Annotated in this window: 20 protein-coding genes and 1 other RNA gene; 12 read left to right on the top strand and 9 right to left on the bottom strand. The window is 39.7% G+C overall.

The features are described from left to right. Positions 1 to 156: 156 nt before the first annotated feature. Positions 157 to 1,281: a DUF1573 domain-containing protein gene (locus tag ADHAQ_RS0122690; protein ID WP_084523952.1), complete on the bottom strand. Its 1,125-nt coding sequence runs from the start codon at positions 1,279 to 1,281 to the stop codon at positions 157 to 159. Between the two features lie 193 nt (positions 1,282 to 1,474). Here ADHAQ_RS0122690 and ADHAQ_RS0122680 point away from each other — a divergent pair, with 193 nt between their 5' ends. Then, positions 1,475 to 3,889, top strand: a complete 2,415-nt coding sequence (locus ADHAQ_RS0122680) for an alpha-ketoacid dehydrogenase subunit alpha/beta (protein ID WP_026464882.1) — start codon at positions 1,475 to 1,477, stop codon at positions 3,887 to 3,889. Between the two features lie 77 nt (positions 3,890 to 3,966). On the opposite strand, the gene ADHAQ_RS0122675 is transcribed toward ADHAQ_RS0122680, so the two are convergent. Continuing rightward, complete coding sequence (locus tag ADHAQ_RS0122675) at positions 3,967 to 4,503, bottom strand: hypothetical protein (protein ID WP_026464881.1); 537 nt, start codon at positions 4,501 to 4,503, stop codon at positions 3,967 to 3,969. Between the two features lie 76 nt (positions 4,504 to 4,579). Here ADHAQ_RS0122675 and ADHAQ_RS0122670 point away from each other — a divergent pair, with 76 nt between their 5' ends. Further along, the gene (locus ADHAQ_RS0122670; protein WP_026464880.1) at positions 4,580 to 5,572 is read left to right on the top strand and encodes an acyltransferase; all 993 of its coding nucleotides are present in this window, start codon (positions 4,580 to 4,582) and stop codon (positions 5,570 to 5,572) included. Between the two features lie 70 nt (positions 5,573 to 5,642). Here the strand turns inward: ADHAQ_RS0122670 and ADHAQ_RS0122665 are convergent, their stop codons facing one another. From ADHAQ_RS0122665 to ADHAQ_RS0122650, 5 genes are all read right to left on the bottom strand, one after another. Next, positions 5,643 to 6,809: a sigma-54-dependent transcriptional regulator gene (locus tag ADHAQ_RS0122665; protein WP_026464879.1), complete on the bottom strand. Its 1,167-nt coding sequence runs from the start codon at positions 6,807 to 6,809 to the stop codon at positions 5,643 to 5,645. A gap of 106 nt (positions 6,810 to 6,915) precedes the next feature. Beyond that, positions 6,916 to 7,303: RNase P RNA component class A (rnpB, locus tag ADHAQ_RS27510), an RNA gene on the bottom strand. A 55-nt stretch (positions 7,304 to 7,358) separates the two neighbouring features. Further along, positions 7,359 to 8,327, bottom strand: coding sequence for a Smr/MutS family protein (locus ADHAQ_RS0122660; RefSeq protein ID WP_026464878.1), 969 nt, complete (start codon positions 8,325 to 8,327; stop codon positions 7,359 to 7,361). Between the two features lie 22 nt (positions 8,328 to 8,349). Beyond that, entirely contained in the window at positions 8,350 to 9,255 is a 906-nt protein-coding gene (locus ADHAQ_RS0122655) for a DUF2279 domain-containing protein (protein WP_034257028.1), read from the bottom strand. A gap of 112 nt (positions 9,256 to 9,367) precedes the next feature. Beyond that, entirely contained in the window at positions 9,368 to 10,225 is an 858-nt protein-coding gene (locus tag ADHAQ_RS0122650; protein ID WP_026464876.1) for an N-acetylglucosamine kinase, read from the bottom strand. A gap of 574 nt (positions 10,226 to 10,799) precedes the next feature. Between ADHAQ_RS0122650 and ADHAQ_RS0122645 the strand changes: the two genes are divergently transcribed. The 10 genes from ADHAQ_RS0122645 (at position 10,800) to ADHAQ_RS0122595 (ending at position 21,132) form a co-directional block, all read left to right on the top strand. Beyond that, positions 10,800 to 12,212 (top strand): anthranilate synthase component I family protein, encoded by a 1,413-nt coding sequence (locus tag ADHAQ_RS0122645; protein WP_026464875.1) that lies wholly within the window; start codon positions 10,800 to 10,802, stop codon positions 12,210 to 12,212. Positions 12,213 to 12,256: 44 nt separating this feature from the next. Further along, on the top strand, positions 12,257 to 12,856 hold the full coding sequence (locus ADHAQ_RS0122640) for an anthranilate synthase component II (protein WP_026464874.1): 600 nt from the start codon (positions 12,257 to 12,259) through the stop codon (positions 12,854 to 12,856). Positions 12,857 to 12,874: 18 nt separating this feature from the next. Then, complete coding sequence (gene trpD / locus ADHAQ_RS0122635; RefSeq protein WP_026464873.1) at positions 12,875 to 13,861, top strand: anthranilate phosphoribosyltransferase; 987 nt, start codon at positions 12,875 to 12,877, stop codon at positions 13,859 to 13,861. 48 nt (positions 13,862 to 13,909) lie between these two features. Next, positions 13,910 to 14,710, top strand: coding sequence for an indole-3-glycerol phosphate synthase TrpC (gene trpC / locus ADHAQ_RS0122630; protein ID WP_026464872.1), 801 nt, complete (start codon positions 13,910 to 13,912; stop codon positions 14,708 to 14,710). A 13-nt stretch (positions 14,711 to 14,723) separates the two neighbouring features. Next, positions 14,724 to 15,401, top strand: a complete 678-nt coding sequence (locus ADHAQ_RS0122625) for a phosphoribosylanthranilate isomerase (RefSeq protein ID WP_026464871.1) — start codon at positions 14,724 to 14,726, stop codon at positions 15,399 to 15,401. Positions 15,402 to 15,481: 80 nt separating this feature from the next. After that, complete coding sequence (gene trpB, locus ADHAQ_RS0122620; protein ID WP_026464870.1) at positions 15,482 to 16,684, top strand: tryptophan synthase subunit beta; 1,203 nt, start codon at positions 15,482 to 15,484, stop codon at positions 16,682 to 16,684. After that, a complete protein-coding gene (trpA, locus tag ADHAQ_RS0122615) occupies positions 16,674 to 17,468 on the top strand; it encodes a tryptophan synthase subunit alpha (RefSeq protein ID WP_026464869.1) in 795 nt (264 codons plus the stop codon). The genes trpB and trpA overlap by 11 nt, the downstream gene beginning before the upstream one ends. Before the next feature lie 231 nt (positions 17,469 to 17,699). Then, positions 17,700 to 18,998, top strand: a complete 1,299-nt coding sequence (locus ADHAQ_RS26805; protein WP_034257026.1) for a M20/M25/M40 family metallo-hydrolase — start codon at positions 17,700 to 17,702, stop codon at positions 18,996 to 18,998. Positions 18,999 to 19,081: 83 nt separating this feature from the next. After that, positions 19,082 to 19,759 (top strand): response regulator transcription factor, encoded by a 678-nt coding sequence (locus ADHAQ_RS0122600; RefSeq protein ID WP_026464868.1) that lies wholly within the window; start codon positions 19,082 to 19,084, stop codon positions 19,757 to 19,759. Positions 19,760 to 19,761: 2 nt separating this feature from the next. Beyond that, a complete protein-coding gene (locus tag ADHAQ_RS0122595; protein ID WP_026464867.1) occupies positions 19,762 to 21,132 on the top strand; it encodes a sensor histidine kinase in 1,371 nt (456 codons plus the stop codon). 52 nt (positions 21,133 to 21,184) lie between these two features. Here ADHAQ_RS0122595 and ADHAQ_RS0122590 read toward each other — a convergent pair whose 3' ends face one another. Further along, entirely contained in the window at positions 21,185 to 24,319 is a 3,135-nt protein-coding gene (locus tag ADHAQ_RS0122590; protein WP_026464866.1) for an efflux RND transporter permease subunit, read from the bottom strand. A gap of 108 nt (positions 24,320 to 24,427) precedes the next feature. Next, on the bottom strand, positions 24,428 to 25,537 hold the full coding sequence (locus ADHAQ_RS0122585; protein WP_026464865.1) for an efflux RND transporter periplasmic adaptor subunit: 1,110 nt from the start codon (positions 25,535 to 25,537) through the stop codon (positions 24,428 to 24,430).

The following is a 25,537-nucleotide window of genomic DNA, read 5'->3' as shown; positions in this document are numbered from 1 at the left end:
CAAATATACAACCATACGGGGATAATAAAGGCAAAGGTTGGCTGATTGCAAACGAAGCAGAATGAAAAAGGGAGTGTTAATTATAGAAAATAAAAGGCATAAAAAAAGGCAGCGATAAAATCACTGCCATTAGTCAAAATAAAACTATGAAAAAATCTATTTAAAAGGTACAGCGTTGCTGTTAACTTTTAATATGCTTTGTGCCGATAAGTTTTCTACAACCTTAGCATTCAGGTTTATGGCTACTTCTGGCGTTATAATATCGTTAGTATGAATTTTTACTTTCTCTGTTTGATTTCCTAACAACCGTGGACTATAAGTTAGTTCCACAATTTCTTCATTTCCTGGCTTAATTACAGGAGAATTTTTTAAGCTAACACAGTTGCAGGAAGAAGACACAGCATTCAAGGTTAAATCCTGTTTACCTGTATTTTTAATGACTATTTTAGCAACACTTTTCTGGCCGGTTTCCAGCTTTCCAAGATCATGGGAATTTACTTTTAAAGTAGCACGAGGCGAGTTAGCTTTTTCTTCCGGAGAAACAGCGGCTTTAATTTGAGACTTTTCTACTACAGTACCTTTAATATACAGTACTACGCTGCTATTAGTAGCATTGGAGGTTACCGTAATACTTTTATTAAAAGCACCCATAGAGGCCGCATTGTACTGGGCTTTAACAGAACCAGTTTTACCGGGTAAAATAGGCGTGTTGGTCCATTCAGGGGTGGTGCAGCCACAAGATGCCTGAACATTGGAGATAACTAACGGTTCACCGCCCGTATTTTTAAATTTAAACTCATGGGTAGCTGGTACGCCTTGGGCTACATTGCCAAAATCGAAAGTCTCTTTTTCAAACTGAATTTGTGCTTTTTGCACAGCCGAAGCCGAGGATTTAACCTGTGACTTATCCAGTACGGTCCCTTTGATGAACAGAACCAGGCTGCTATTGGATGCATTAGAAGTTACCGTAACGCTTTTGTTGAAGGCACCCATAGAGGCTGCATTATACTGGGCTTTAACAGAACCGGTTTTACCGGGCAAAATAGGCGTTTTTGTCCATTCAGGGGTGGTGCAGCCACAAGAAGCCTGAACGTTAGAAATAATAACCGGCTGGTTTCCTACATTTTTAAATTTAAATTCGTAAGTTGCTGGAACACCCTGAGCAATATTGCCAAAATCATGGGTTTCTTTTTCAAACTGAAGTTTACCTTGGGCGAATAAGGAATTGGTAAATGCCGCCAAGCAAAAACAAATCAGGGAAAGGAATAGGTTTTTGATCATTTTCTCGTTTTATAAATGCGTAAGCACAACTTTGTTAGTAAAAATATAAAGAAAATTAAATAAAAACAAGTTCCCGTTTTTTTCTGATTTTAATAATTTGCTAATCCTAATTAAGCCATTGCCGGTTTGATATGAGGAAGCTTTTACGTAGTTTTGTTTTGGATCTTTCCATTTATAACCTTAAAGATAATACATGCAGAAAGCCGAACTGTTGAGAACCCAAAAGCTTAGCAGAGAAGAAATATTAAGAGATTACCGTATTGCCTGGGAAAGTCGCCAAGCCAGTATGATAGGTCGGAAGGAAGTTTTCATGGGCAAAGCTAAGTTTGGTATATTTGGCGACGGGAAAGAAGTTGCGCAATTAGCAATGGCGCATTTTTTCCGGAATGGAGATTTCAGATCGGGTTATTACCGGGATCAAACTTTTATGTTAGCCATTGAGGAGCTAACTTTAGAGCAATTTTTTGCCCAGTTATATGCCCACACGGATGTAGAAGCGGAGCCTGCCACTGCTGGCCGCTGCATGACAGGGCACTTTGGCACCAGGTTGCTGGACGAAGATGGTCATTGGAAAAAACTATCAGAAGCAAAAAACTCCAGTGCTGATATTTCTCCTACTGCGGCCCAAATGCCCAGATTAGTAGGTTTAGCCTATGCTTCCAAATTATATCGTCAGAATCCTGAATTAAGCCAATTTACTGATTTTTCTCATAATGGGAATGAGGTTGCCTTTGGAACTATTGGCAACGCATCTACCTCTGAAGGATTATTTTTTGAGGCCATAAATGCAGCCGGTGTTTTAAAAATACCCATGCTTATTGCAGTTTGGGATGATGGGTACGGTATATCGGTACCTAATGAATACCAAACCACTAAAGGCAATATTTCAGAAGTTTTAAGTGGTTTCCAAAGAGACGGCGAAGGCGAGTCCGGTTACGAAATATATAAAGTAAAAGGCTGGGATTATGCAGGTTTAGTAGAAGTATTTGCTAAGGCAACAGCCGTTTGCCGGGAAGAGCACGTCCCTGTGCTTATTCACGTAGAAGAAATGACTCAGCCACAAGGGCATTCCACTTCTGGTTCCCATGAGCGGTATAAGTCTAAGGAACGTCTGGCTTGGGAAGAAGAGTATGATTGCATTAAAAAAATGCGGGAGTGGATTTTGGCCAATGAGTTTGCGACCACCGATGTATTAAACGCTATTGAGGCAGAAGCCAAAGAAACTGTACGGATTGCCCGGAACAATGCCTGGAACGCTTACATCAGCGAAATTAAGCATGATCAGGACGAGGCTTTAGACTTATTAGAAAAGGTTATCGCCCAGAGTTCCGGAGAATATGTAGCTCGTTTAACAGAAATTACAGAAGAGCTTCGGAAAACATTGGTTCCGTTACGGTATGATGCAATAAAGGCGGTAAAAAAAGCTTTGCGCCATATCCGGACAGAAAGGATATCGGCTAAACGGGAATTGATTGGTTGGTTGGAAACCGTAATGGGTGAAAATGCAGACCGGTATAATTCTTATGTTATTAGCCAATCGGATGAATCTCCTTTATTAGTAGAAGAAATTAAGCCTATATACACCGAGGATAGTCCTATGGTGGATGCCCGTGAAGTAGTACGTGCTTGTTTTGATGCTGCTTTGAGCCGGGACCCCAGAATATTTGCCATTGGCGAAGATGTAGGTAAAATTGGAGATGTAAACCAAGGGTTTGCCGGGTTGCAGGAAAAGTACGGCGAGTTACGCGTAACGGATACTGGTATTCGGGAAAGTACTATTGTGGGGCAAGGTATTGGTGCTGCTCTGCGGGGGTTAAGACCTATTGCTGAAATTCAGTACCTGGATTACCTGCTTTATGCCATCCAAACCTTATCGGATGATTTAGCTACGTTGCATTACCGAACAAAAGGAGGGCAGAAAGCTCCTTTAATTGTTCGTACCCGTGGTCACCGGTTAGAAGGAGTCTGGCATTCAGGATCTCCCATTGGTATGGTATTGCATGCCTTACGGGGTATGCACGTTTTGGTGCCCCGTAACATGACCCAGGCAGCCGGGTTTTATAATACCTTATTTAAATCGGATGATCCGGCTATTATTATTGAAGCCCTTAATGGCTACCGGTTAAAAGAACTGATGCCAGCGAATATTGGTGAATTTACGGTGCCTTTAGGCGTGCCGGAAGTATTGAAGGAAGGTGAGGATATTACCATTGTTACCTATGGTGCTATGTGCCGGGTAGTTCTGGAAGCTGCGCGTCAGCTAGAAGAATTTGGTATCCGGTGTGAGGTTATAGATGTACAAACCTTATTACCGTTCGATATCCATCATCTTATTGCTGATTCTATTCGGAAAACCAATCGGGTAATCTTTACGGATGAAGATGTACCAGGCGGTGGAACTGGTTTTATGATGCAAAAGGTATTAGATGAACAGGAGGCCTACCAATGGTTAGATTCTCAACCACGGACAGTTTCGGCGCCGGATCATCGTCCGTCTTATTCTTCGGATGGAGATTATTTTTCCAAGCCCAACTCAGAAGATATTTTTGATGCGGTTTATGAAATAATGCACGAAGTGAATCCGCAAAAGTATCCGCCAATCTATTAATACTTAACGTAAATGTTCTAAACAAGAAGCCCTGATCAAAATTTTGATCAGGGCTTCTTGTTAAAGGTATAATATATTTATAATGTAAATAAAGGCAGGGTAGGGCTGGTTTCTATAGTGTTGCTCATGTTTAAAGCTTTATCTCTTACTTTAACTTGAAACTTTAATACATCGCCTTTTTTAATAAGTGAACCTACGTTTCTTTGGTCAATGGTTATGGTGTATTTCAGTTCTCCTTCTAGTGGCCCAACCCGGCCATCCGGTGCCAGGGGCGGGAATCTTCCTCCGAATTTGGCGGGTAATTCTAAAATCTCAAATTGCCCGTTTCTTCGGATAAAAGTTTCAACAAAATAATTAGTACTATTATCTCCTTGATTATATGGGGCTACTTTTAAATCATCGGCAGTTAATCCTAAATCCCCGTCACCATCTTCAAAATCTAAAACAATAACTAATTTGTCTATTCTAGAAGAACCTTCCGGAGTAGAGGTGTGGTCAATCCTTTTGAATTCTATATGAGGCTCTTTAGGAAAAGTTGGTGGCCGCTCACAGGCCAGAGCTCCCATTAAGAGTAAAAGGAAAAAACCTTTTTGAAGGAGTAATAAATTTCTCATTCAGCTATTATAAATTGACAGTAAATTTACTAATTCTAACGATTGAAGTATACAATTGTTATATAAGCTTTTAAGAATGTTTTCAAAATACGATTATAAACAATTATTACATAATCTGCCTGAAATTCAGTTTCAGGATATGGTTTTGGATTTGTTTCGTTACCAGTCTCAAAATAATATTATTTATAAAAAATACCTAGGTTATTTAGGTATAAAAGTAGAAGAAGTTTCGGAGCTTTTTCAAATTCCTTTTTTGCCGATTGAGTTTTTTAAGACGCATGCTATAAAAACAGGAGAATTTGATCCGGAAGCTATTTTTCAAAGCAGTGGTACTACTCAAACTAGCCGGAGTAGGCATTTTCTTCCTGAATTAAATTATTACCTACATCATGCTCAGCGCCTTTTTGAATTTGTTTATGGGCCGGTAACTGATTATATCTTTTTTGCCTTACTACCTTCTTACCTGGAACAAGGAAATTCTTCTTTGGTAGCTATGGTAAATCATTTTATTAAACAATCTGGGCAGCAATTCCAGGGCTTTTATTTAAACGAAATTTCGGAGTTACTCGCAAATCTAGGGCAAGCACGCAAAACTGGTAAAAAGATAATGCTTTTTGGAGTAACCTATGCCTTGCTTGATTTAGCTGAAAATGTAGAAAAGGGTGCTCTTGCTGATGTAATAATTATGGAAACCGGGGGGATGAAAGGACGCCGGAAAGAGATGGTGCGGGAAGAACTACACGTTATTCTTCAGGAGGCTTTTGGTGTCGATTCCATTCATTCTGAGTATGGCATGACCGAACTCTTATCGCAGGCATATTCAAAAGGTAAGGGTATTTTTGAGCCTTCGCCAACGTTAAAAATTTTGCTACGTGATCCAAATGACCCGTTTTCCATGCAAAATAACTTAAGGAGTGGCGGAATAAATGTAATAGATCTGGCAAACATAGATTCCTGTGCTTTTATAGAGACCAAGGATATTGGGAAACTTTATCCGGACGGCCGGTTTGAAGTGCTGGGCCGATTCGATAATTCGGATATAAGGGGGTGTAATTTATTAGTGACGTAGGTTCAAAAAATAAGCCTGTCCGGTAAGATTAAATGACCGGACAGGCTATTATAATTAAAAGGTATATTATTTAAGCAGTGGCAGGTAAGGCAAACGCTTTGGCATCCTCTTCAGTAATTACATCATCACTCATAATAATTAACCGTTCCACCACATTTCGCAATTGCCGGATATTACCACGCCAATCCAGCGTTTGTAAGAAAGTAAGAGCTCCCGGCGTTATAGTTTTAGGCTTATTTCCATAATCCTGAGCAATATCATGCAGGAATTTTTTTACTAAGTCCGGTATATCTTCCCGGCGCTCGTTTAAAGACGGAACATGAATAAGAATAACGCCTAAACGGTGGTATAAATCTTCCCGGAAATTTTTAGCTTCTATTTCCTTTATCAGGTCTTTGTTTGTAGCGGCTACAACGCGCACGTCCACAGCTATTTCTTTTTCGCCGCCTACGCGCGTAATTTTATTTTCCTGTAAAGCCCGCAATACTTTGGCCTGAGCAGATAAACTCATATCCCCAATTTCATCCAGGAATAAGGTGCCGCCATTTGCTTGTTCAAACTTACCAATACGCTGCTTTACCGCAGAAGTAAAAGATCCTTTTTCGTGACCAAAAAGTTCACTCTCAATAAGCTCACTTGGTATGGCAGCGCAGTTTACTTCTACTAATGGTCCATTGGAACGATTGCTTTTTTCATGCAGCAAACGAGCTACCATTTCCTTCCCGGCTCCATTAGGTCCGGTAATCAAAACGCGGGCATCTGTTACGGCAACTTTATCAATAGCTATTCTTACCTTTTCGAGGGCCGGGGAGGTTCCAACCATCTCGAAGGTTTTAGAAATTTTCTTTTTAAGTTTTTTAGTTTCAGTAACCAGGTTAACCTTATCTATGGCATTCCGCACTGTAATCAGCAAGCGGTTTAAATCAGGTGGCTTTTGCAGAAAATCGTAAGCTCCTTTTTTTGTCGCCTCCACTGCTGTTTCAATAGTTCCATGTGCCGATACCATAATAAATGGAACATCCGGGACCATTTCCATAGCCCGGTTTAAGACCTCCAGTCCATCCATCTTTGGCATTTTAATATCACATAGCACTACATCGTACTTGGTTTTGGAAAGCAAATCCAAACCTACTTCTCCGTTTTCAGCTTCGTCTACGGTGTAGTTTTCGTACTCCAGAATTTCTTTTAACGTGTAGCGGATACTCCGTTCATCGTCAATTATTAAAATTTTAGGCATTATAGCACTGGGTTTAGTATTAGATGCGTATGAAAAGTCAAAAATTAAACCAAAAGACGGTTAAACGCAAAAGAAGTTTTTAAATTGGTAAAAGAGCGGGAAATAAAAATACAGCAAGCCTGTAAGCCGGGTTTTGTCCGGGAACAAATGCTCCCGGTCTTATCATTTATCTAGGCCGGAACTCACGCGCCGGCTCCATCAACCTACCCACTGACATCAGACGAGCAGCCCTTAGCCCTGCCGAAGCAGGACACTGTCAGCCTATTTGGTCTTTCAACTCCTAAGGTTTACCCAGCTACTACTGTTGCCAGCAATACTGGTGCGCTCTTACCGCACCTTTTCACCCTTACCGTTTACACGGCGGTTATTTTCTGTGGCACTGGCTGTATCTTTTCTGTTCCCGGAAAAGACCCTTCCCGTTAGGAAGTAAGATGCTCTGTGTTGCCCGGACTTTCCTCTCCGCCCTAAGGCGCAGCGATAAGACGGCTTGCTATATTTTTACAAAATTAATAATAATTACTGGTATTGGTTCTTTAACTTAAAATGTATTTATTTCAATTTTACCATAGTAGCACCGTAGCCAAACTTTTCCTTCCGGGCATCTTCAAAGTATTTAATTAATTTATTTCGGCTCAATATTTTATGTATTTCCTGCCGCAGAACACCATTCCCGGTACCATGAATGAATACAATCTCGTGCATGTTAGCAGCTAGAGCCCGATCCAGGTTATCCTGAAAAGTCCGTAACTGTAATTTTAACATTTCACTGTTGCTCATTAACGCCGGATCAATCTCAGTTAGCTTTTCAATGTGCAAATCAACTTCGTGCGGCGGGGCCTTTAAGGTATAAACTTCAGTGGGCGCCTCTTGTTGTTCGGTTAATTTATCCTGTAGTTTGTTTAAATCAATTGCCTGAGCTTTTACATCTACCTGAAACAGGTATGCTTCTTTATTGATCACCGGAGCTGTTTTTTTGCTTTTATAGAAAGAAGAAGCTTTAAATTTAATTCTTCTGATGCCAGGTTCTAATAAAGTTAAGGTATTTGATCGGTGCTGAATAAACTGTAATACCAGATCCGGCCATTTATCAAAATCTTTCAGGTGTAAATGACCAACTACTTTGGAGGCTTTAGGATGTAATTTATCGCTGGCTACTCCTTTGTATTTATTTTCCCGCTCCTCGCCGTAAGTAAAAAGTAAATCATAATCCGAATTATTAATAATAGTAACAGCTAATAACTCAGAAGATTGATGCGCCAGGGCTACATAAATTCCTAAACTGGAAACAGCGGGTGCTTTTACAGACTCTACTTTTGTTTTACTTGTTTCCGGAACGGGGTTACCATCGTTGCGAAAAAATTGACCTTCTTCAGCTGCAATTAACACAATCTCGCGGCGTAAAACCGGGATCACGAATTCATTATCAATAGCAATTTCTACCTGATCCGGGCCAATAAAGCGGGTAATTATACCTTCTTCCCGGCCATGTAGCAAGCGTACGCGGTCGCCTATATTCATTATATTAACTTTAAGCTAAATTTTAAAAATAAATTGGGTGTATTCTAATTCCCTGGTGCCGGTTATATTCTACGGCTGGGGCCGGCAAATGTACCACACTCAATACGTAAAACACGCCTTTTAAAAATTTATTTTGTGTTTTTATGTTCAGTAGATTTAAATCCAGGGCCAGGTAATATTGGCGGTAGCTAGTGTAGCCAGCTTGTTGATTTGTAAGGTCGTGGGCATGTACCATTCCGTTAGCCCCGTAGCCAAAAGCAATATTCAGCCACTTAGGGTAGCGGGAGGTTTTGGGTAAGAAAGCAGAAATATCCGCTGATAACCAATAGGTTTGGCCGTTGTAATCTTTTAATAATTGTTCAGAAAAAGTACTTCCCAAAACGTTAGGTCGGTTGGCAGCAAAAGGAGTGGGCCGGAAGGAGTATTTAGGAATAACACGTAACTGTCCCCATTTTAATTGTTGGGCAATAACGGCGGCAGATCCCAGCGCATTAGCTCCTAAGTCGCCGAGGGAGGCGCCATAACTGGCTACATATCCATCCAATAATTCAATTGGCGATTGCAAAACAACGCCTAGCAGGCCGCCCCAGATAATAGCTTTCTTTTCAGGAACATTGGCAGATTTTAGAAAGTCTACTCCCAACCGGCTTTGATGAAAGGCACCCCAAAAATGGCCAATTTTATCCATTTGCTTCCACTCATGATTATCATTAAAAAAATGGAAGGAGGTTCTGTCGGCTTTACTGTACCAGGTATTGCTTAAAACAATTAAGGAGGTGGTATAGCCAGTTGCTAATGCTGCTGAACCCCAAATCAGGCGGTTTTTCAGGAGAGTGGTGTCGGGTTCGGGCTTTGCCAACTCCTGAGCAAATAGCAACTGCGGAATCAGGAATAAATAAAGTAACAGCGTATTCCTAAATATTGTCATTTTTCAGGGTTGGGAGCTGATTCTTACGCAGAAAAGAAAAAAGTTAGTGGTTGCACCAAATAAAAAAGGCTTCTGCCTAATGGCGGAAGCCTTTTTTATTTGGTAAACAATATTAAATATCGCCTTTAGCTAAAACCAGGTGGTAATAAACTAAGTTATCTATTGGAGAGCGAATAATAGTACCCATTTCCATGTTATTTTCCTGGGCTACTTCTTCTAAAACGTCCCGGAAATTATAAGCCACAGAACCCACACAGTTAAAAGTATGCTCTTGGTAGCTTGGATAATGGCAAACTAAATTAGTGAAAAAAGTCGCAAATGATTCTTTTACCACTTCCCGTGAGTAAGAAAAATTGTTGTTCTCGTACAAGAATTTGCTAAAGCTGGCCAAAAAGCGGTTAGGTAAAGGCCGGTTGTATAAATGATCAAAGATATCTTCGTTGCTCAGTTCGTAGGTTTCTTTGAAAATTTTTGACATGCCTTCTGGCAAATAGCCGCGCATATAATCACGTAATAAACGTTTACCTAAAAATGAGCCACTGCCTTCATCACCTAAAAAATAACCTAAAGAATCAATATTCAGGGTTACATCTTTACCGTCGTAAAGGCAGGTATTGGTACCAGTTCCTAATATAGCGGCAAAGCCAGCATCAACTCCTAGTAAAGCCCGGGCAGCTGCTAATAAATCATGACCTACTTTTACTTTGGAATTTACAAAAACAGCCCGCATGGCTGCTGCTATTGTTTCATTATTTTCTGGTGTAGAGCAACCGGCACCATAATAATAAACTTCTGAAATTTCTTCTTTATTCAAGTTTTCAGGTAAGTTTTTTTGCAGCGATGCAATAACAGTAGACGTATCCACGAAATAGGGATTATATCCTTCCGTATTAAAATAAACTTTAGAATTCGATTCGGTAATCAAACACCAACTAGTTTTAGTTGAGCCGCCATCAGCAATAATAATCATAAGTAAATGCTAAAGTATTTGGTAGATCAGTTTAAAATAAATTCTCGTTCTTGAAATTATAAATAAGCACCTATATTACGGCCTGATATTAAAAATATTGTTAGCCATTTGCTATAGAGTTGTAAACTTATTGAAAAAAATAATATTTTAATAATAAAAATGTAATAAACTAGATAAAATTATTTGATACGGTACATTACCTGAAGGAAGTGTAAAAATACTTATAAAATAATGTTCTTTATTCAGGTTGTAAGGTCTTTTAATAGAAATAGCTGTAAAAGTAAAATAAAGTAATTATACCTAAGTACCCGTTAGGGTAGTATAAATATAAGCTTTTAACGCAGATTTAATTTTTGGGAACAAATATTTTGGATAAATAAAAACTGCTTATATATTTGCAGCACAATGACGACAAATAGATTACATATTGCTGGTTGGTGGCACCTTTTAGAAAACTAAAGGCGTGAACGCGGCATATCTGTAATTTTACCATAAAGTATAATGGAAAGCCCAAGTTCACTTGGGCTTTCGTCGTTTATAAGCATCTGATTTTTAAATATTTTTCATATTTTTAATGAATAAGTTTAAGTTACATTCCGTCCATAAACACCTGTTAGCCGATACGGTTACCCCGGTGGGTATTTATTTACAACTGCGCGATAAGTTCAGGAACTGTATTTTGCTGGAAAGTTCGGACTACCACGGCAACGAAAACAGCTTCTCCTATATTTGTTGTGAGCCGATGGGCGGATTTGAACTTAAGGATCAGCAAATAAGCCAGTATTACCCGGATGGTACAACTCAGCAGTTTCATCTGGAAGACAGGAGAGACGCCATTAAGCATTTACAGCAGTTTATAAACTGTTTTTATGTAAAGCAGAATGAGTTTAATTTTATTAATAATGGTTTATTTGGGTACATGGCTTATGATGCGGTAACCTATTTTGAGGATATTGCCTTTAGACCCAAAGAAACAGCTCATCCGGGCTTGCCAGAAATTCTGTATAGTTTATACCGGTACATTATTGTATTCGATCATTTTAAAGATGATCTGTATATTTTTGAACACAGCATAAACGAAGAAAATGCGGGATCTGGCATTGCTAACCTGGAAGCACTTATCCGGAACAAAAATATTCCATCATTTACGTTTACGGCCAATCACGACGAAACCTCTAATTTTACAGATGAAGAATTCCTGAAAGTGTTGGCAGAAGGACAGCAGCACTGTATGCTCGGTAACGTTTTTCAGATAGTATTATCCCGTAAATTCTCGCAAGGTTTTAAAGGCGATGAATTTAATGTGTACCGGGCGTTGCGGTCCATTAATCCTTCTCCTTATTTATTTTATTTTGATTATGGTAATTTCAAGATATTTGGATCTTCGCCGGAAGCCCAAATACTTTTGAAAGGAAACAAAGCCAGTATTTTCCCAATTGCCGGTACCTTCCGCCGTACAGGTAATGATGCCTCAGATGCCGAATTAGCACGTAAGCTTTATGATGATCCGAAAGAGAATGCAGAGCATGTAATGTTGGTAGATTTAGCTCGTAACGATCTGGGCCGTCATGGCGACGAGGTAAAAGTAGAGGTGTTTAAAGAGGTTCAGTATTACTCGCACGTTATTCACTTAGTATCAAAAGTTACCAGTATCCGGTCTAAAGAGGTAGCCCCCATGTTAATGGTTGCTGATACTTTCCCGGCTGGTACTTTGTCGGGAGCTCCCAAATATAAAGCCATGAGCATTATTGATGAACTAGAACCAACCGGCCGTGGTTATTATGGCGGTTGTATCGGGTTTATCGGTTTTAACGGTGATTTTAACCATGCTATCATGATCCGATCTTTTCTGAGTGTGCAGAACCAGTTACATTACCAGGCTGGTGCCGGGGTGGTAGCCAAATCAGTTATGGAATCGGAACTAAATGAGGTGCATCACAAATTGGCTGCTTTGCGCAAAGCGTTAGAGCGGGCCTCCGAATTATAATAAATTAGAACAAATAAGCGAAAGCTTTTTAGATAGATTAGAAGATGAAAATTTTAGTGCTGGATAATTATGATTCGTTTACCTATAACCTGGTGCAACTGGTTAAAAAGTTAGGTTATGGATCCAAAATGGATATTCGCCGGAACGATAAAATAGGGGTAGACGAGGTAGAAGAATACGATAGTATTTTGTTATCGCCGGGACCGGGTGTGCCTTCTGAAGCGGGTATCATGCCGGAGTTGATTCAGCGTTATGCACCTACCAAAAAGATATTTGGGGTTTGCTTAGGGCATCAGGCTATTGCTGAAAGTTTTGGCGGGACACTTTATAATTTACCTGAACCAAAACATGGAGTAGCTACCAAAATCCGGGTAACTTCTAAAAGTGAATATATTTTCAAAGGAATTCCTGCTGAATTTAAAGCGTGTCGGTACCACTCCTGGGTGGTAGTGCCAGGATCCATGCCTAGTAGTTTAGAAGTAACTGCTTTAGATGCTGAAGGGCAGATTATGGCGCTCCGCCATAAAGAATACAATGTAAAGGGAGTGCAGTTTCATCCGGAATCTATTTTAACAGAACACGGCGAAACTATGATGCGCAGCTGGTTAAAAGGAAGCATTACACCTAAAAAGAGCTGGATCTAATAATCTTACTGAAAAACTATGAAACAAATATTAATGCAGCTCTTTGAGCAGAAAGCATTAACCAAGGAAACTGCAAAACAGGTACTGCTGGATTTAGGTCAGGGAAAGTTTAATCCGAGCGAAATGGCGGCCTTTCTGACTGTTTTCCTGATGCGGAATATTACGGTCAATGAGTTGGAAGGATTTCGGGATGCCATGCTGGAATTATGTATAAAACCCGAGCTAGGAACCCATGACGTAATAGATTTGTGTGGCACGGGTGGCGATGGAAAAGACACCTTTAATATTTCTACCATTGCTTCTTTTGTAGTTGCCGGAGCGGGTTATAAAGTAGCCAAACACGGTAATTTCGGGGTCTCCTCTATTTGTGGTTCATCTAACGTAATGGCGCATTTTGGTTACCAGTTTACGGATGATTCAGATTATTTAAAACGGAAGCTGGACGAAGCGAATATATGTTTCTTACATGCGCCGGTATTTCATCCGGCTATGGGGCATGTAGGACCAATCCGGAAAGAATTAGGTTTAAAAACCTTTTTCAATATGTTAGGACCTATGGTAAATCCGGCTATGCCTAATTACCAGATGGTAGGGGTGTTTAACCTGGAGTTGTTGCGGTTGTACTCCTATCTTTACCAGCAATCAGATAAACGGTTTATTGTTTTGCATGCATTAGATGGATATGATGAGGTGTCGTTAACTGGTTCGTTTAAAATGGTAATGGCAGATGGCGAACATATCATTACACCTGAAGCCTTAGGGTTTAATTTAATTAAACCAGAAGAGTTAGCAGGGGGCAATACGATTGAAGAGGCTGCCAAAATATTTATAAATGTTTTGGAAGGAACAGGTACAGAAGCGCAGAAAAATGCTGTATTGGCTAATGCCGGGTTAGGTATTTTCTGCTCTGATGCTAAATTAACTATACCGGATGCTATTGCGGCGGCCCGCGAATCTTTAGAATCCGGGAAAGCCCTGGCATCTTTCAAAAAATTATTAGCCTAGATAAAATTTACTACCAGTGGTTTTGAAGCCATAGGATTATAATAAAAAATGAATATTCTTGATAAAATAGTTGCCGTTAAGCAAAAAGAAGTAGCTGATAAAAAGGCTGGTATATCCACAAAGTCCTTGGAGGGTAGTCCTTTTTTTGAAAGACAACCTTTTTCTTTTAAAGACTATTTACTACGCGATGATTTAAATGGCATTATTGCAGAATTTAAGCGAAAGTCGCCTTCCTTAGGAGTAATAAATGGAGAAGCCTCGGTAGCCCAAACTACCAGCGGATATGTACAAGCCGGTGCTTCAGCGCTTTCCGTTTTGACGGATGAGCAATTTTTTGGAGGTACTTATGAAGACCTGACAACAGCCCGCCATGCAAATCAATGCCCGATTTTACGCAAAGATTTTATCATTGATGAATATCAGATAATTGAGGCAAAGTCTATGGGAGCGGATGTTATTTTATTGATTGCAGCCATTCTGGAAGCAGATCAGGTAAATAAATTTGCAAAGTTTGCCCGTTCGTTAGGCATGCAAATTCTACTGGAGGTGCACGATCAGGAGGAACTGGAAAGAACCTTAACTGACCAGGTGGATGCAATAGGGGTGAATAACCGGAATTTGAAAGATTTTTCCCAAACAATCGATACTTCTAAAAATTTAGCTTCTCTGATACCCGATTCTTTTATAAAAGTGTCGGAAAGTGGTATCGGCAAACCGGAAACTATCCTGGATCTAAGAAACTATGGTTATCGGGGATTCTTGATGGGCGAAGCCTTCATGAAAACCAACAATCCGGGCGAAGCCTGCGCTACTTTTATTCAGAGTTTAAAGCAATTAGCAACCGCTTAAAATAAAAATACCCGTGAATAGCCATAATCAGGAAAGTCTTCAGCCGTTACAAATTAAAGTTTGTGGCATGCGCTCGGCACCTAATATGCAGGAAATATTAGCCTTGCAACCTGATTGGATGGGGTTTATATTTTATCCTAAATCTGCCCGGTTTGTAGGGGAGGAATTGGACCTGAATTTAATGCAAAAATTTCCGGCCAGTACCAAAAAAGTGGGTGTTTTTGTTAATGAAACGTTGGGAAATATTCAACATGCTGTTCAAAAGTATAACTTAAATGCAGTCCAGTTACATGGCGAGGAAAGCCCGGAATTATGTAACCATTTGAAGGCCAGTGGGCTTCTTGTGTTTAAAGCTTTTTCAGTGGATGATACTTTCGATTTTGAAAAACTGAAAGCGTTTGAAGGAACCTGCGACTATTACTTGTTTGATACCAAAGGGCAGCAATACGGTGGAAATGGCACTACATTTAATTGGGACATCCTGAAAAAGTATACCTATGATACACCTTATTTTTTAAGCGGGGGCATTGATCTGGAACATGTAGATCAAATTAAAGAATTAAGTCTACCGGGGCTGAAAGGACTGGACATTAATAGTCGGTTTGAAATAAGCCCGGCATTAAAAGATAATTCTAAGGTAGAGGCGTTTTTTAAAGGAATCAGAGGCTTTAAATATAAGAAAAAGAGGTAAGGTTATTCAAAGGCAAAAGGAATTAACATTTACCCAATTATAAAATATAATCTAGTGTTTAACATCTAGAAACAGAAAAAATGAAATATGCAGTTGATGAGCGAGGCTACTACGGAAATTTTGGTGGCGCTTATATTCCCGAAATGCTTTACCCGGCGGTAGAAGAACTACGCCAGCAATACCTGAATATTATTTACGATCCATCCTTTCAGGAAGAATTTAATAATTTACTTCGTGATTACGTTGGCCGCCCCACACCTTTATATTTAGCTAAGCGTTTATCTGAAAAATTTGGCGCTAAAATTTACCTGAAGCGGGAAGATTTGGCTCATACCGGCGCTCATAAGATCAATAACACCATTGGCCAGATTTTATTGGCCAAGCGCATGGGTAAAACCCGCATTATAGCCGAAACCGGAGCCGGACAGCACGGCGTAGCCACAGCTACTGTTTGTGCCTTGGTGGGCTTGGAGTGTGTGGTATATATGGGTAAAATAGATACAGAGCGGCAAAAACCTAATGTTTCCCGGATGCAATTATTAGGAGCTACGGTTGTTCCGGTTACTTCCGGAAGTCAGACTCTGAAAGATGCTACCAATGAAGCGATTCGTGATTGGATTAGTAACCCGGTAGATACGCATTATATTATTGGGTCGGTTGTAGGTCCGCATCCATATCCCGATATGGTAGCCCGTTTCCAGGCAATTATCAGCGAAGAAATAAAAGCGCAACTGCTGGAAAAAGAAGGAACTGATAAACCTGATTATGTAGTAGCGTGTGTAGGCGGGGGAAGTAATGCTGCTGGTGCGTACTATCATTTTTTAGATGAAGAAGAAGTTAACCTGATTGCAGTAGAAGCAGCTGGTCATGGCATTGATACTGGCTTTTCAGCGGCTACTTCGGTTTTAGGTACTTTGGGTATCATTCACGGAAGTAAAACTTTGTTAATGCAAACCGAAGACGGCCAGATTGTAGAGCCACATTCTATATCAGCCGGATTAGATTATCCGGGTATTGGACCGTTACATGCCCATTTAATTGAAAGCGGACGGGCAAAAGTATACAGTGTTACCGATGATGAAGCCATGGAAGCATTGGTAATGTGCAGCAGAATGGAAGGCATTATTCCGGCTATTGAATCATCCCATGCTTTATATGCCTTAAATAAAATGGAGCTGAAGCCAACTGATGTAGTAGTATTAAATCTGTCTGGCCGTGGAGATAAGGATTTAGCCACAATCATTAATTATTTAGATAATATCGACGTACCTCATGGAAAATAGACTAACCCGCCTGTTTCAGGAAAAAAAAGAAAACCTTCTGAATGTATATTTTACTGCTGGTTTCCCGGAGTTAGAAAGTACCGGTACTATCTTGAAAACGTTGGAAAAATCAGGCGCCGATATGATTGAGATTGGTATGCCTTATTCCGATCCAATGGCGGATGGGCCAACTATACAAGCTAGTAATACAGTAGCTTTAAAAAATGGCATGTCCATCAGAAAGCTATTGTTACAATTAGAAGAGGTTCGGAACGAAGTAGAAGTACCTATTATTTTAATGGGATATTTAAACCCGGTCATGCAGTATGGCATTGAGCGGTTTTGTGCCGAAGCTTCGCGGGTAGGGGTAGACGGTTTGATTTTGCCCGATTTGCCTTTACATGATTACGAAGAATTATACCGTCCGTTTTTTGAGCGGCATAACCTAAGTGTCATATTTCTGATTACGCCACAAACGCCGGAAGAACGAATTCGCAAAATAGATAACCTGACCAATTCGTTTATTTACATGGTTTCTTCGGCGAGTACTACCGGTAATAAAGTAGGCGGCGATGAAAAGCAAATTCAGTATTTTGAGCGAATACAAAGCTTAAAGCTGCAAAACCCAAAGCTTATTGGTTTTGGTATTTCTGACCGCGGCTCTTTTGAGTTGGCCTGTAAATATGCCGAAGGAGCCATTATAGGCAGTGCATTTATTAAAGTTATTCAGGAAAAGGAAAACCTGGAACAGAATATTGAGAAGTATATAAGAGAAGTAAAAGCCTCAGAAACGGTAGCTCAATAAATTATATTTTTTAGCTTGATTGTAGAAAATAAAGAAAAATTAAACTAATAAAAAAGCCGTTGTTAAAAGCAGCGGCTTTTTTATTAGGCAAAAAATATTTCAAACTTACTACTAAACAACCTTATATGCGGGTCCGGTATTATTGGGTGCTATTTTTAGCCTTAAATTAAAATCAAAAGAAATCCTACTTTTGCAACCCCATTACAGTTGTACATAACCTTAACATAAACCATGAATAAAACTATTTTTTGCCTCCTGACTTTCTTCTCCATTAATCAGGGAATGGCCCAAAAAGCTACTATATCAGAAGCGGAAGTTACCAGAATAGTTAAAACACTTTCAACTGATGAGATGCAGGGCCGGAAAGTTTTTACTCCTGGCATAACTAAAGCCAGTGCTTTTATTGAACAAGAGTTTAAAAAGATTGGGCTACAGCCTTTCCCGGGTTTACAAAGCTATTCTCAATCTTTTTCTGTTTATTCAGTTGAACCAATAAAACAAGAGGTTTCGCTGAATGAGGTAGTTATTCCTAATCAGCAAATACTCATAAGCTCTTCTCAGGAAGCAGTAAACTGGACTAGTCAAGGCGCACCAGCTCCGGAGCAAGCTATTATTTCGGCTTCCGAAAATTTTGTAGCACGGGCTTCGTCCTTACTTGATCAAAAGAAAAACCTAATTGTTTTGGTAAATCCAGCCCACGCAGAAATATTTCAACGGTATAAAACTTATTTAGGCCGCCGGAACATGCGCCTGGAGAAAGCTGAAAACACAGTAGTGTTTGTCTTGGCTGATTTAACGCAAGCAACTAAATTTTCGGTGAATGCCCAGAATAAGGTTGTTGAACAAAAGCTAAATAACGTGGTGGGAATGTTGCCCGGAAAGTCCAGGAAAGAGGAGTATGTTATTTTCTCAGGGCATTATGACCATATTGGCATTCAGCCGGCCGTAAATGGAGATTCTATTGCTAATGGCGCTGACGATGATGCTTCCGGTATTACGGCCGTTATTGCGTTGGCCAAACATTTTAAACAAAAGAAAAATAATGAAAGATCGTTGCTGTTTGTAGCTTTTACTGCTGAGGAAGTAGGGGGTTACGGGTCCCAGTATTTTTCTAAACAGCTTAATCCGGATCAGGTAGTTGCTATGTTTAATATTGAAATGATAGGAAAGGAAAGCCAGTTTGGCAAAAATGCTGGCTTCATTACTGGCTTCGACCGATCTGATTTTGGTCAGATTGTGCAAAGAAGCTTATCAGGTTATAATTTTCAGTTTCATCCGGATCCTTACGTGAAAGAGAATCTTTTTTACCGGTCGGATAATGCTACGCTGGCCAGGTTAGGTGTGCCGGCTCATAGTTTGTCTACAGATAAAATAGATACCGACAAACTGTACCACTCCGTTGATGATGAATTTGAGTCATTAGATATCTCCAATTTAACCCAAACCATACGGGCTATTGCCAAAGGAGCAGAAAGTATTATAGCAGGTAAAGATACGCCCACCCGGATTGCTCCGGAACCACAGCACTAGCATTAAAAACGCTTAATATGGTAATGGTTTAAGTTTCTGATTATTATATTTTGTTACCCTAAAAATTTTAGACGTAAGCAGCCATGAATATTTTATTAATAGAGGACGAACCCAATGTGGCCGCCTTTATCAAAAAAGGGTTACAGGAACAATCGTATGAGGTGGAGGTAGCTTTCGATGGTAATACAGGTAAAAGCCTGGCTTTCCAGAATTTTTATAATTTAATTATTATGGACGTGATTTTGCCCCACATAAATGGTTTGGATTTATGTAAGCACATCCGCACCTACAATAAGAAAACGCCTATATTAATGCTAACTGCCTTAAGCAGTACCGATGATGTAGTTACCGGCCTGGATAATGGAGCGGATGATTATTTGACTAAACCTTTTAAATTTAAAGAATTATTAGCCCGGGTACGTGCTTTAACGCGGCGGTCATTAGACCAGGAGACTGCTGCAATTCTAACGCTGGCTGATCTGGAACTTAATTTGGATACAAAATCTGCTACCCGAGGTGGTAAAAATATTGTACTTACAGCTCGCGAATTTGCCTTGCTGGAATACTTTATGAAAAATAAGGGTAAAGTGCTTTCAAGAATGGATTTGCTGGAAAATGTCTGGGATTTTAATATGGATTTAGGATCAAATGTGGTGGATGTTTATGTGAATTATTTACGTAATAAAATTGATAAAGAATTTGACCAAAAATTAATTCATACCATTATAGGGATGGGTTATTCTATAAAAGAACCTTCCTGAACATGACCATTCGCAACAGGCTTACCATAATTTTCACCTGCCTGATGGCCGGTTTTTTTCTTTTAGTGGGTATATTTATTTACATCCTGATTGCTAACTATACCCAAAAAGAGTTTTATGAACGGTTACAAGAACGCGCTTCCATAGCTGCTCAAATTCATTTGGAACAAGATGAATTAAGTAAAATTACGCTGGATAAAATTCAGCAAAAGTTTATGCAAAAGCTGCCCCGGGAGGAGGTGCAGGTACTTAATAAAAACCATAAAAACTGGCAGAGCGGGAATACAAAAGAATCTGAAAATTTAAAAAAGCTATTAAATTCTTTAGAAAAAAATACTTATAAAACGTTTAAGTTCGGTAACCGGCAAGGCGTTGCTATTTATTATCCGGATAATCAGGGTGATTTTTACATTGTGGTACAAGCTCAGGATGTTTATGGCAAAAGTAAGTTAACCTATCTGCGAAATATTCTTTTATTAAGCTTTGTGGTTGGTATTTTAGGTATGGCATTGGTGGGGCGAGTGGCTTCTAACCAGGCCTTAAATCCGATAACGGATATAATTAAAAAAGTAAATAAAATTCAAATAACAAACCTGGATCTTCGCTTAAACGAAGGCAACGGGCAGGATGAATTAGCACAGTTGTCTATCACTTTCAACCAAATGCTGGAACGGCTTGAAACAGCCTTTGAAACTCAAAAACATTTTATATCGAATGCTTCGCACGAATTGCGAAATCCTTTAACTGCTATTGCCGGTGAAATAGAAGTGACCCTTACCCGGGTTCGGTCACAAAGTGATTACCAGGAATCTTTAGAAAGGTTACAGTTAGAGGTGGAACGCCTGGAAAAGCTTACTAAAGATTTACTGAACCTTGCTCAGACAGATTATAAAGAAAATCCAAACAAGACAGAAGTATTTCGAATTGATGAAATTTTACTGGAGGTACAGGAGGAGGTTAAAAAAAATTTAAGTTGCCCACCTATAAAACTTTCCTTTGAAAATTTTCCGGAAACTGCTGAGGTTTTAGAAATAAAAGGAAGTCCAAATTTATTTCGGTCTGCAATGAGCAATATTATAGAAAACGCTTGTAAATTCTCTAACGGCAAAGAAATTTTATTAAAGCTTATATATGACAAGACAAGCTTTACCATTTTAGTTCAGGATAATGGGATTGGTATTCCGGCAGACGAAATAAAAAATGTTAAAGAGCCTTTTTACCGGGCCCGTAATGCCCGAGGAGTGGCAGGTACGGGTATTGGGTTGTCTTTAACCGATAAAATTGTCCGGCAGCATAATGGGACTTTACAAATAGAATCTGAACCGGGTAAGGGAACAAAAGTCAGTATACATTTTCCGTTAAAAACAGTATAAAAAAAAGAGGCAGCTAAGCCACCTCCCTTTTTAACTATACAAATAAACAAAATCAAAAAACTTCAAGTTTTTTCCATTTGGGGTTTTTAGCTTCCTTAAGTTCCTTCTGACGATATACCCAATCAAAAATAATTGGGAATACAAACAACGTTAGAATAGTACCACTTATAAGACCTCCAATTACAACAATAGCCAGCGGTTTTTGCGTTTCGGAGCCTATTCCGGTTGATACGGCTGCCGGAACCAAACCAATGGCCGCCATCAGGGCCGTCATTACAACGGGACGAACTCTGCTAAGTACTCCATCCTGGATAGCTTTGGCCATTGGTATTTCCTGGTGCAGGTTGCTTTTAAATACTGAGATCAGGATTACACCATTCTGGATACAGATACCAAATAAGGCAATAAACCCAATACCGGCCGAAATACTAAAGTTTGTACCCGTTATTAATAAGCCGGCAATACCTCCAATAATAGCAAAAGGAACATTTAGTAAAACCAGACCTGCATCTCGCATATTGCCGAATAAACTAAAGAGAATAAAAAAGATAAGCAGAATACTGATTGGTACCACCTGGCTTAACCTATCTTCCGCCCGCCGCTGATTTTCGAAATCGCCTGTCCAGCGGATGGCGTTTTCTTTAGGTAATTTAATTGCTTTCTCAACCTTTTCCTGGGCTTCTTTTACCGCTCCTCCCATATCACGTCCTCTAACCGAAAACTTAACTGCTATAAACCTTTCATTGTTATCCCGGAAAATAAGAGATGGGCCTGTAATAGTTTTAATAGTAGCTATTTCGCTGATAGGAACCTGACCGCCTTTTAGCGTAGGCACCATTAAGCGGGCAATTTCTTTTTCGGTTTGGCGATAAAGGTCCTGGTACCTGATCCGGAGGTCAAATTTACGTTCTCCTTCGAATATCTGGGTAGCGGCTTTACCGCCAATAGCCATTTCTACCACACTCTGCGCATCAGCAGTTGTTACGCCATAAAGAGCCATTTTTATTTCATCTAATTCAACCCGCATTTCTGGCTGCCCTAAATTCTTTAAAATCCCAAGATCTTCAATACCCTGCACAGTAGCTAATTGATTGTAAACCTCCTGCGCTTTATTATCCAAAAAGTCCAGGTCTGTACCATAAATTTTAACCGCAATAGAACCTTTAACCCCGGAAGCAGCTTCTTCCACATTGTCAGAAATGGGCTGCGAAAATCCGAATATTATACCCGGGTATTTTTCCAGTTTCTTCTTCATGCGAGCTATCAACTCTTCTTTTGTTTGCTTTATTTTCCATTCTTCCTTTGGCTTAATGTCCACATGAAATTCAATGTTATAAAAGCCGGTGGGGTCGGTGCCATCGTTCGGGCGCCCTGTTTGGCTCATAACTTGATTTACTTCTTCAAACTCCTGAAAAACGTGACGCATTTCGGTACTTAGCCGCACCGATTCATCTAAGGCAATGCTCATGGGCAAACTTGCCCGCACATAAATAGAACCTTCGTCTAACTGAGGCAAAAATTCTGTACCTAAAAATTTAAAACTAAATAAGCCTAAACCAACCGCTACAGTAGCCACCAAAAGGGTAAATTTTTTGCGTTGGTAACCAAAGTTGAAAATGCGCATGGAGTTATTGGTAATAAACTCAACAAAAACATTTCTTTTTTCCCGCACATTCTTTTTAAGAAGCAGGCTGGCTAAAAGAGGTACAATGGTTAAAGTACAAATTAGAGCACCCAATAAGGCAAAACCCAATGTAAAGGCGAGCGGCGAAAACATTTTACCTTCTACTTTTTGGAAAGCAAAAATGGGAAGCAAACAGGTAATGATAATGAGTTTAGAGAAAAATACGGCTTTCCCCATCTCGGTGCCCGTTTTGCGGATAATACCGACTTTGGACATTTTATTAAATTTTTCCATGCCATGTTTATGCGCATGATGATCCAGGGCCACAAATATACCTTCTACCATTACTACTGCTCCGTCTACTATTATCCCAAAATCTATAGCTCCCATCGACAGCAGGTTAGCCGACATGCCCCGGAGCCGGAGACAGATAAAGGCAAATAGTAAAGCTAAGGGTATTACAATAGAAATTATAAGGGTAGTGCGCCAGTCGGCCATAAAAATGAGCACAATGAAAGATACCAGCAAAATGCCCTCCATGAGGTTGTGCGATACTGTTTTTACGGCATAATTTATCAGCGTTTCGCGATTATAAAATATATCAATTTGAACATCAGCAGGTAAAATACGCGTATTAAGCTCTTCTATTTTATCTTTAATTCTGTTTATTACTACCTGAGCATCTTCACCTTTACGCATAACAATAATGCCTTCTACCACATCATTGTCATTTGCCCGACCAACCTGTCCCATACGGGGCATAGCTGACTCCTGCACCTGCGCTACGTTCTTAATATAAACCGGCGTACCGTCATTATTGGTAATAATTATATTCTCAATATCCTTAATATTATTCAGGAGACCTATGCCCCGGACTACGTAGGCCTGGTTGTTTTTGGAAATGACATCACCACCTACGTTTATGTTACTTTTAGAAACGGCCTCGTATATATCCAGCGGGCTTATCTGATATTTAAATAGCTGCGAAGGGTTTATACTTATTTCATAGGTTTTAACCTCGCCCCCAAAGCTCACAATATCGGCTACCCCGGCTACACTTCGTAAATTCCGGTCTATTACCCAATCCTGAATTGTTTTTAAATCGCGTGCGGTACGGGTTTTGCTTTTTAAAGTATACCGGAATATTTCTCCGGTAGGTCCGTAAGGCGGTTGCACTTCTGGCTTTACACCATCAGGCAGGTCCACATTCATCAGCATATTATTTACCTGAACCCGCGCATAATCATCCGTTACTTCGTCTTCAAAAAGTATTTTAACTACGGATAAGCCAAATAGGGTAGTGGAGCGGACATCCGTTTTTTTAGGAACGGAGTTCATCGCAATTTCTACCGGAATTGTTACAAACTTTTCAATCTCTTCTGCACTCCGGCCTGGCCACTGTGTAATCAAGGTTATTTGAGTGTTTGTAACATCCGGGAAAGCTTCAATAGGAGTACTTCTATAAGAAATTACCCCGGCTATTATTAAAACTACAGTCAGAACAAAAACGAAACCTTTGTTTTTGATGCTAAATCCAATAAGATTAGATATGATTTTTTTCATTAGAAAGAAAATTCTTGGTTTGCGCTGGTGCCATCCCAAAAGGTTTTTAAAGGGTCTTGTTGGTTATTTTTAGTAAGAGCTCGGGTAGGGCAGAAAATAAATAACCTATTATTGATTTCTTAAAGAATTGTATACCAGCAGCTGATTTTGAGACATGAGCATATCGCCTTCTTTCAACCCGCTCTTTATATAAGTTCTATTGCCGGCTGTTTGGAGAATAGAAACTTCGCGCACTTCTAAATCGCATCGTTTCCGGTAAACAACTACATAATTGCGGCTAGAGTCAAAAATGATATCCTGAGAAGGAATGGAAATAGTTGCGTGGTTATTTGTATCGGGGTAAAGCACTTTTACCGTTGCAAACATTTCTGGTTTTAACAGATAATCCGGGTTATCCATCCGAATACGGACTTTCATAACACGCGTTTCCGGATCGATAATATTCATGGTTTTATCAATTTTACCCCGGAAAATTTTATCTGGATAGCTAAGCGTAATAATTTCTACATCCTGTCCGCTTTGAATTTTGGCAATATCCGTTTCATACACATTAGCCATTACCCAAATCTGGTTCATGCTAGAAATGGTAAAAATATTATTTGCATTGTCAGGACGAATTTGGGTATCGCGGTTTATGTTTTTTTCGGCAATAAATCCCGAAGAAGGTGCTTTAACAATGTATTCGGAACCCCTGGAAATACTGTAAATTTTAAAGATTTCCTCAATCTTTTGTAGGTCGGCCTTTGCATTTTGGTGTTCCTTCTTAGCTGCTAAATAGTCACGTTCCGAATTTAAACCGGCCTGATACATATCATTGGCCGCATCTAAATTTTTATGTGCTAATTGCATGGCAGAACGGGCATCAATTAATTGTTTTTCAAAATCTGCAATTTCGCCACTCTTTATTATAGCCAAAACCTGACCTTTTTCAACATAATCTCCCAGTTCTACTTTTACATCCTGAACATAACCTCCTACAAGTGGGTAAACTTTAAAAACCTTTTGTTCATCGAAGGTAACTTTGCCGGATAATACCAATTCGTTCTCCACGCTTTTTACCAGAGCAGTATCTAATTTAATCTGGCTTGCCAAAGAATCACTTAAGCAAAAAGCCTCGGATGGTTCTTTAACTATTTCCATATTCTCGTCCTGGCAGCTAAACATAGAGCAGGTAACGGTTAAGCAAGCAAAAGCACATAATGTTACTTTTCTTTTCAT

It is taken from the genome of Adhaeribacter aquaticus DSM 16391 (assembly GCF_000473365.1).
GTDB classification, from domain to species: Bacteria; Bacteroidota; Bacteroidia; order Cytophagales; family Hymenobacteraceae; genus Adhaeribacter; species Adhaeribacter aquaticus.
This window is presented reverse-complemented; position numbering and strand designations above follow the sequence as displayed.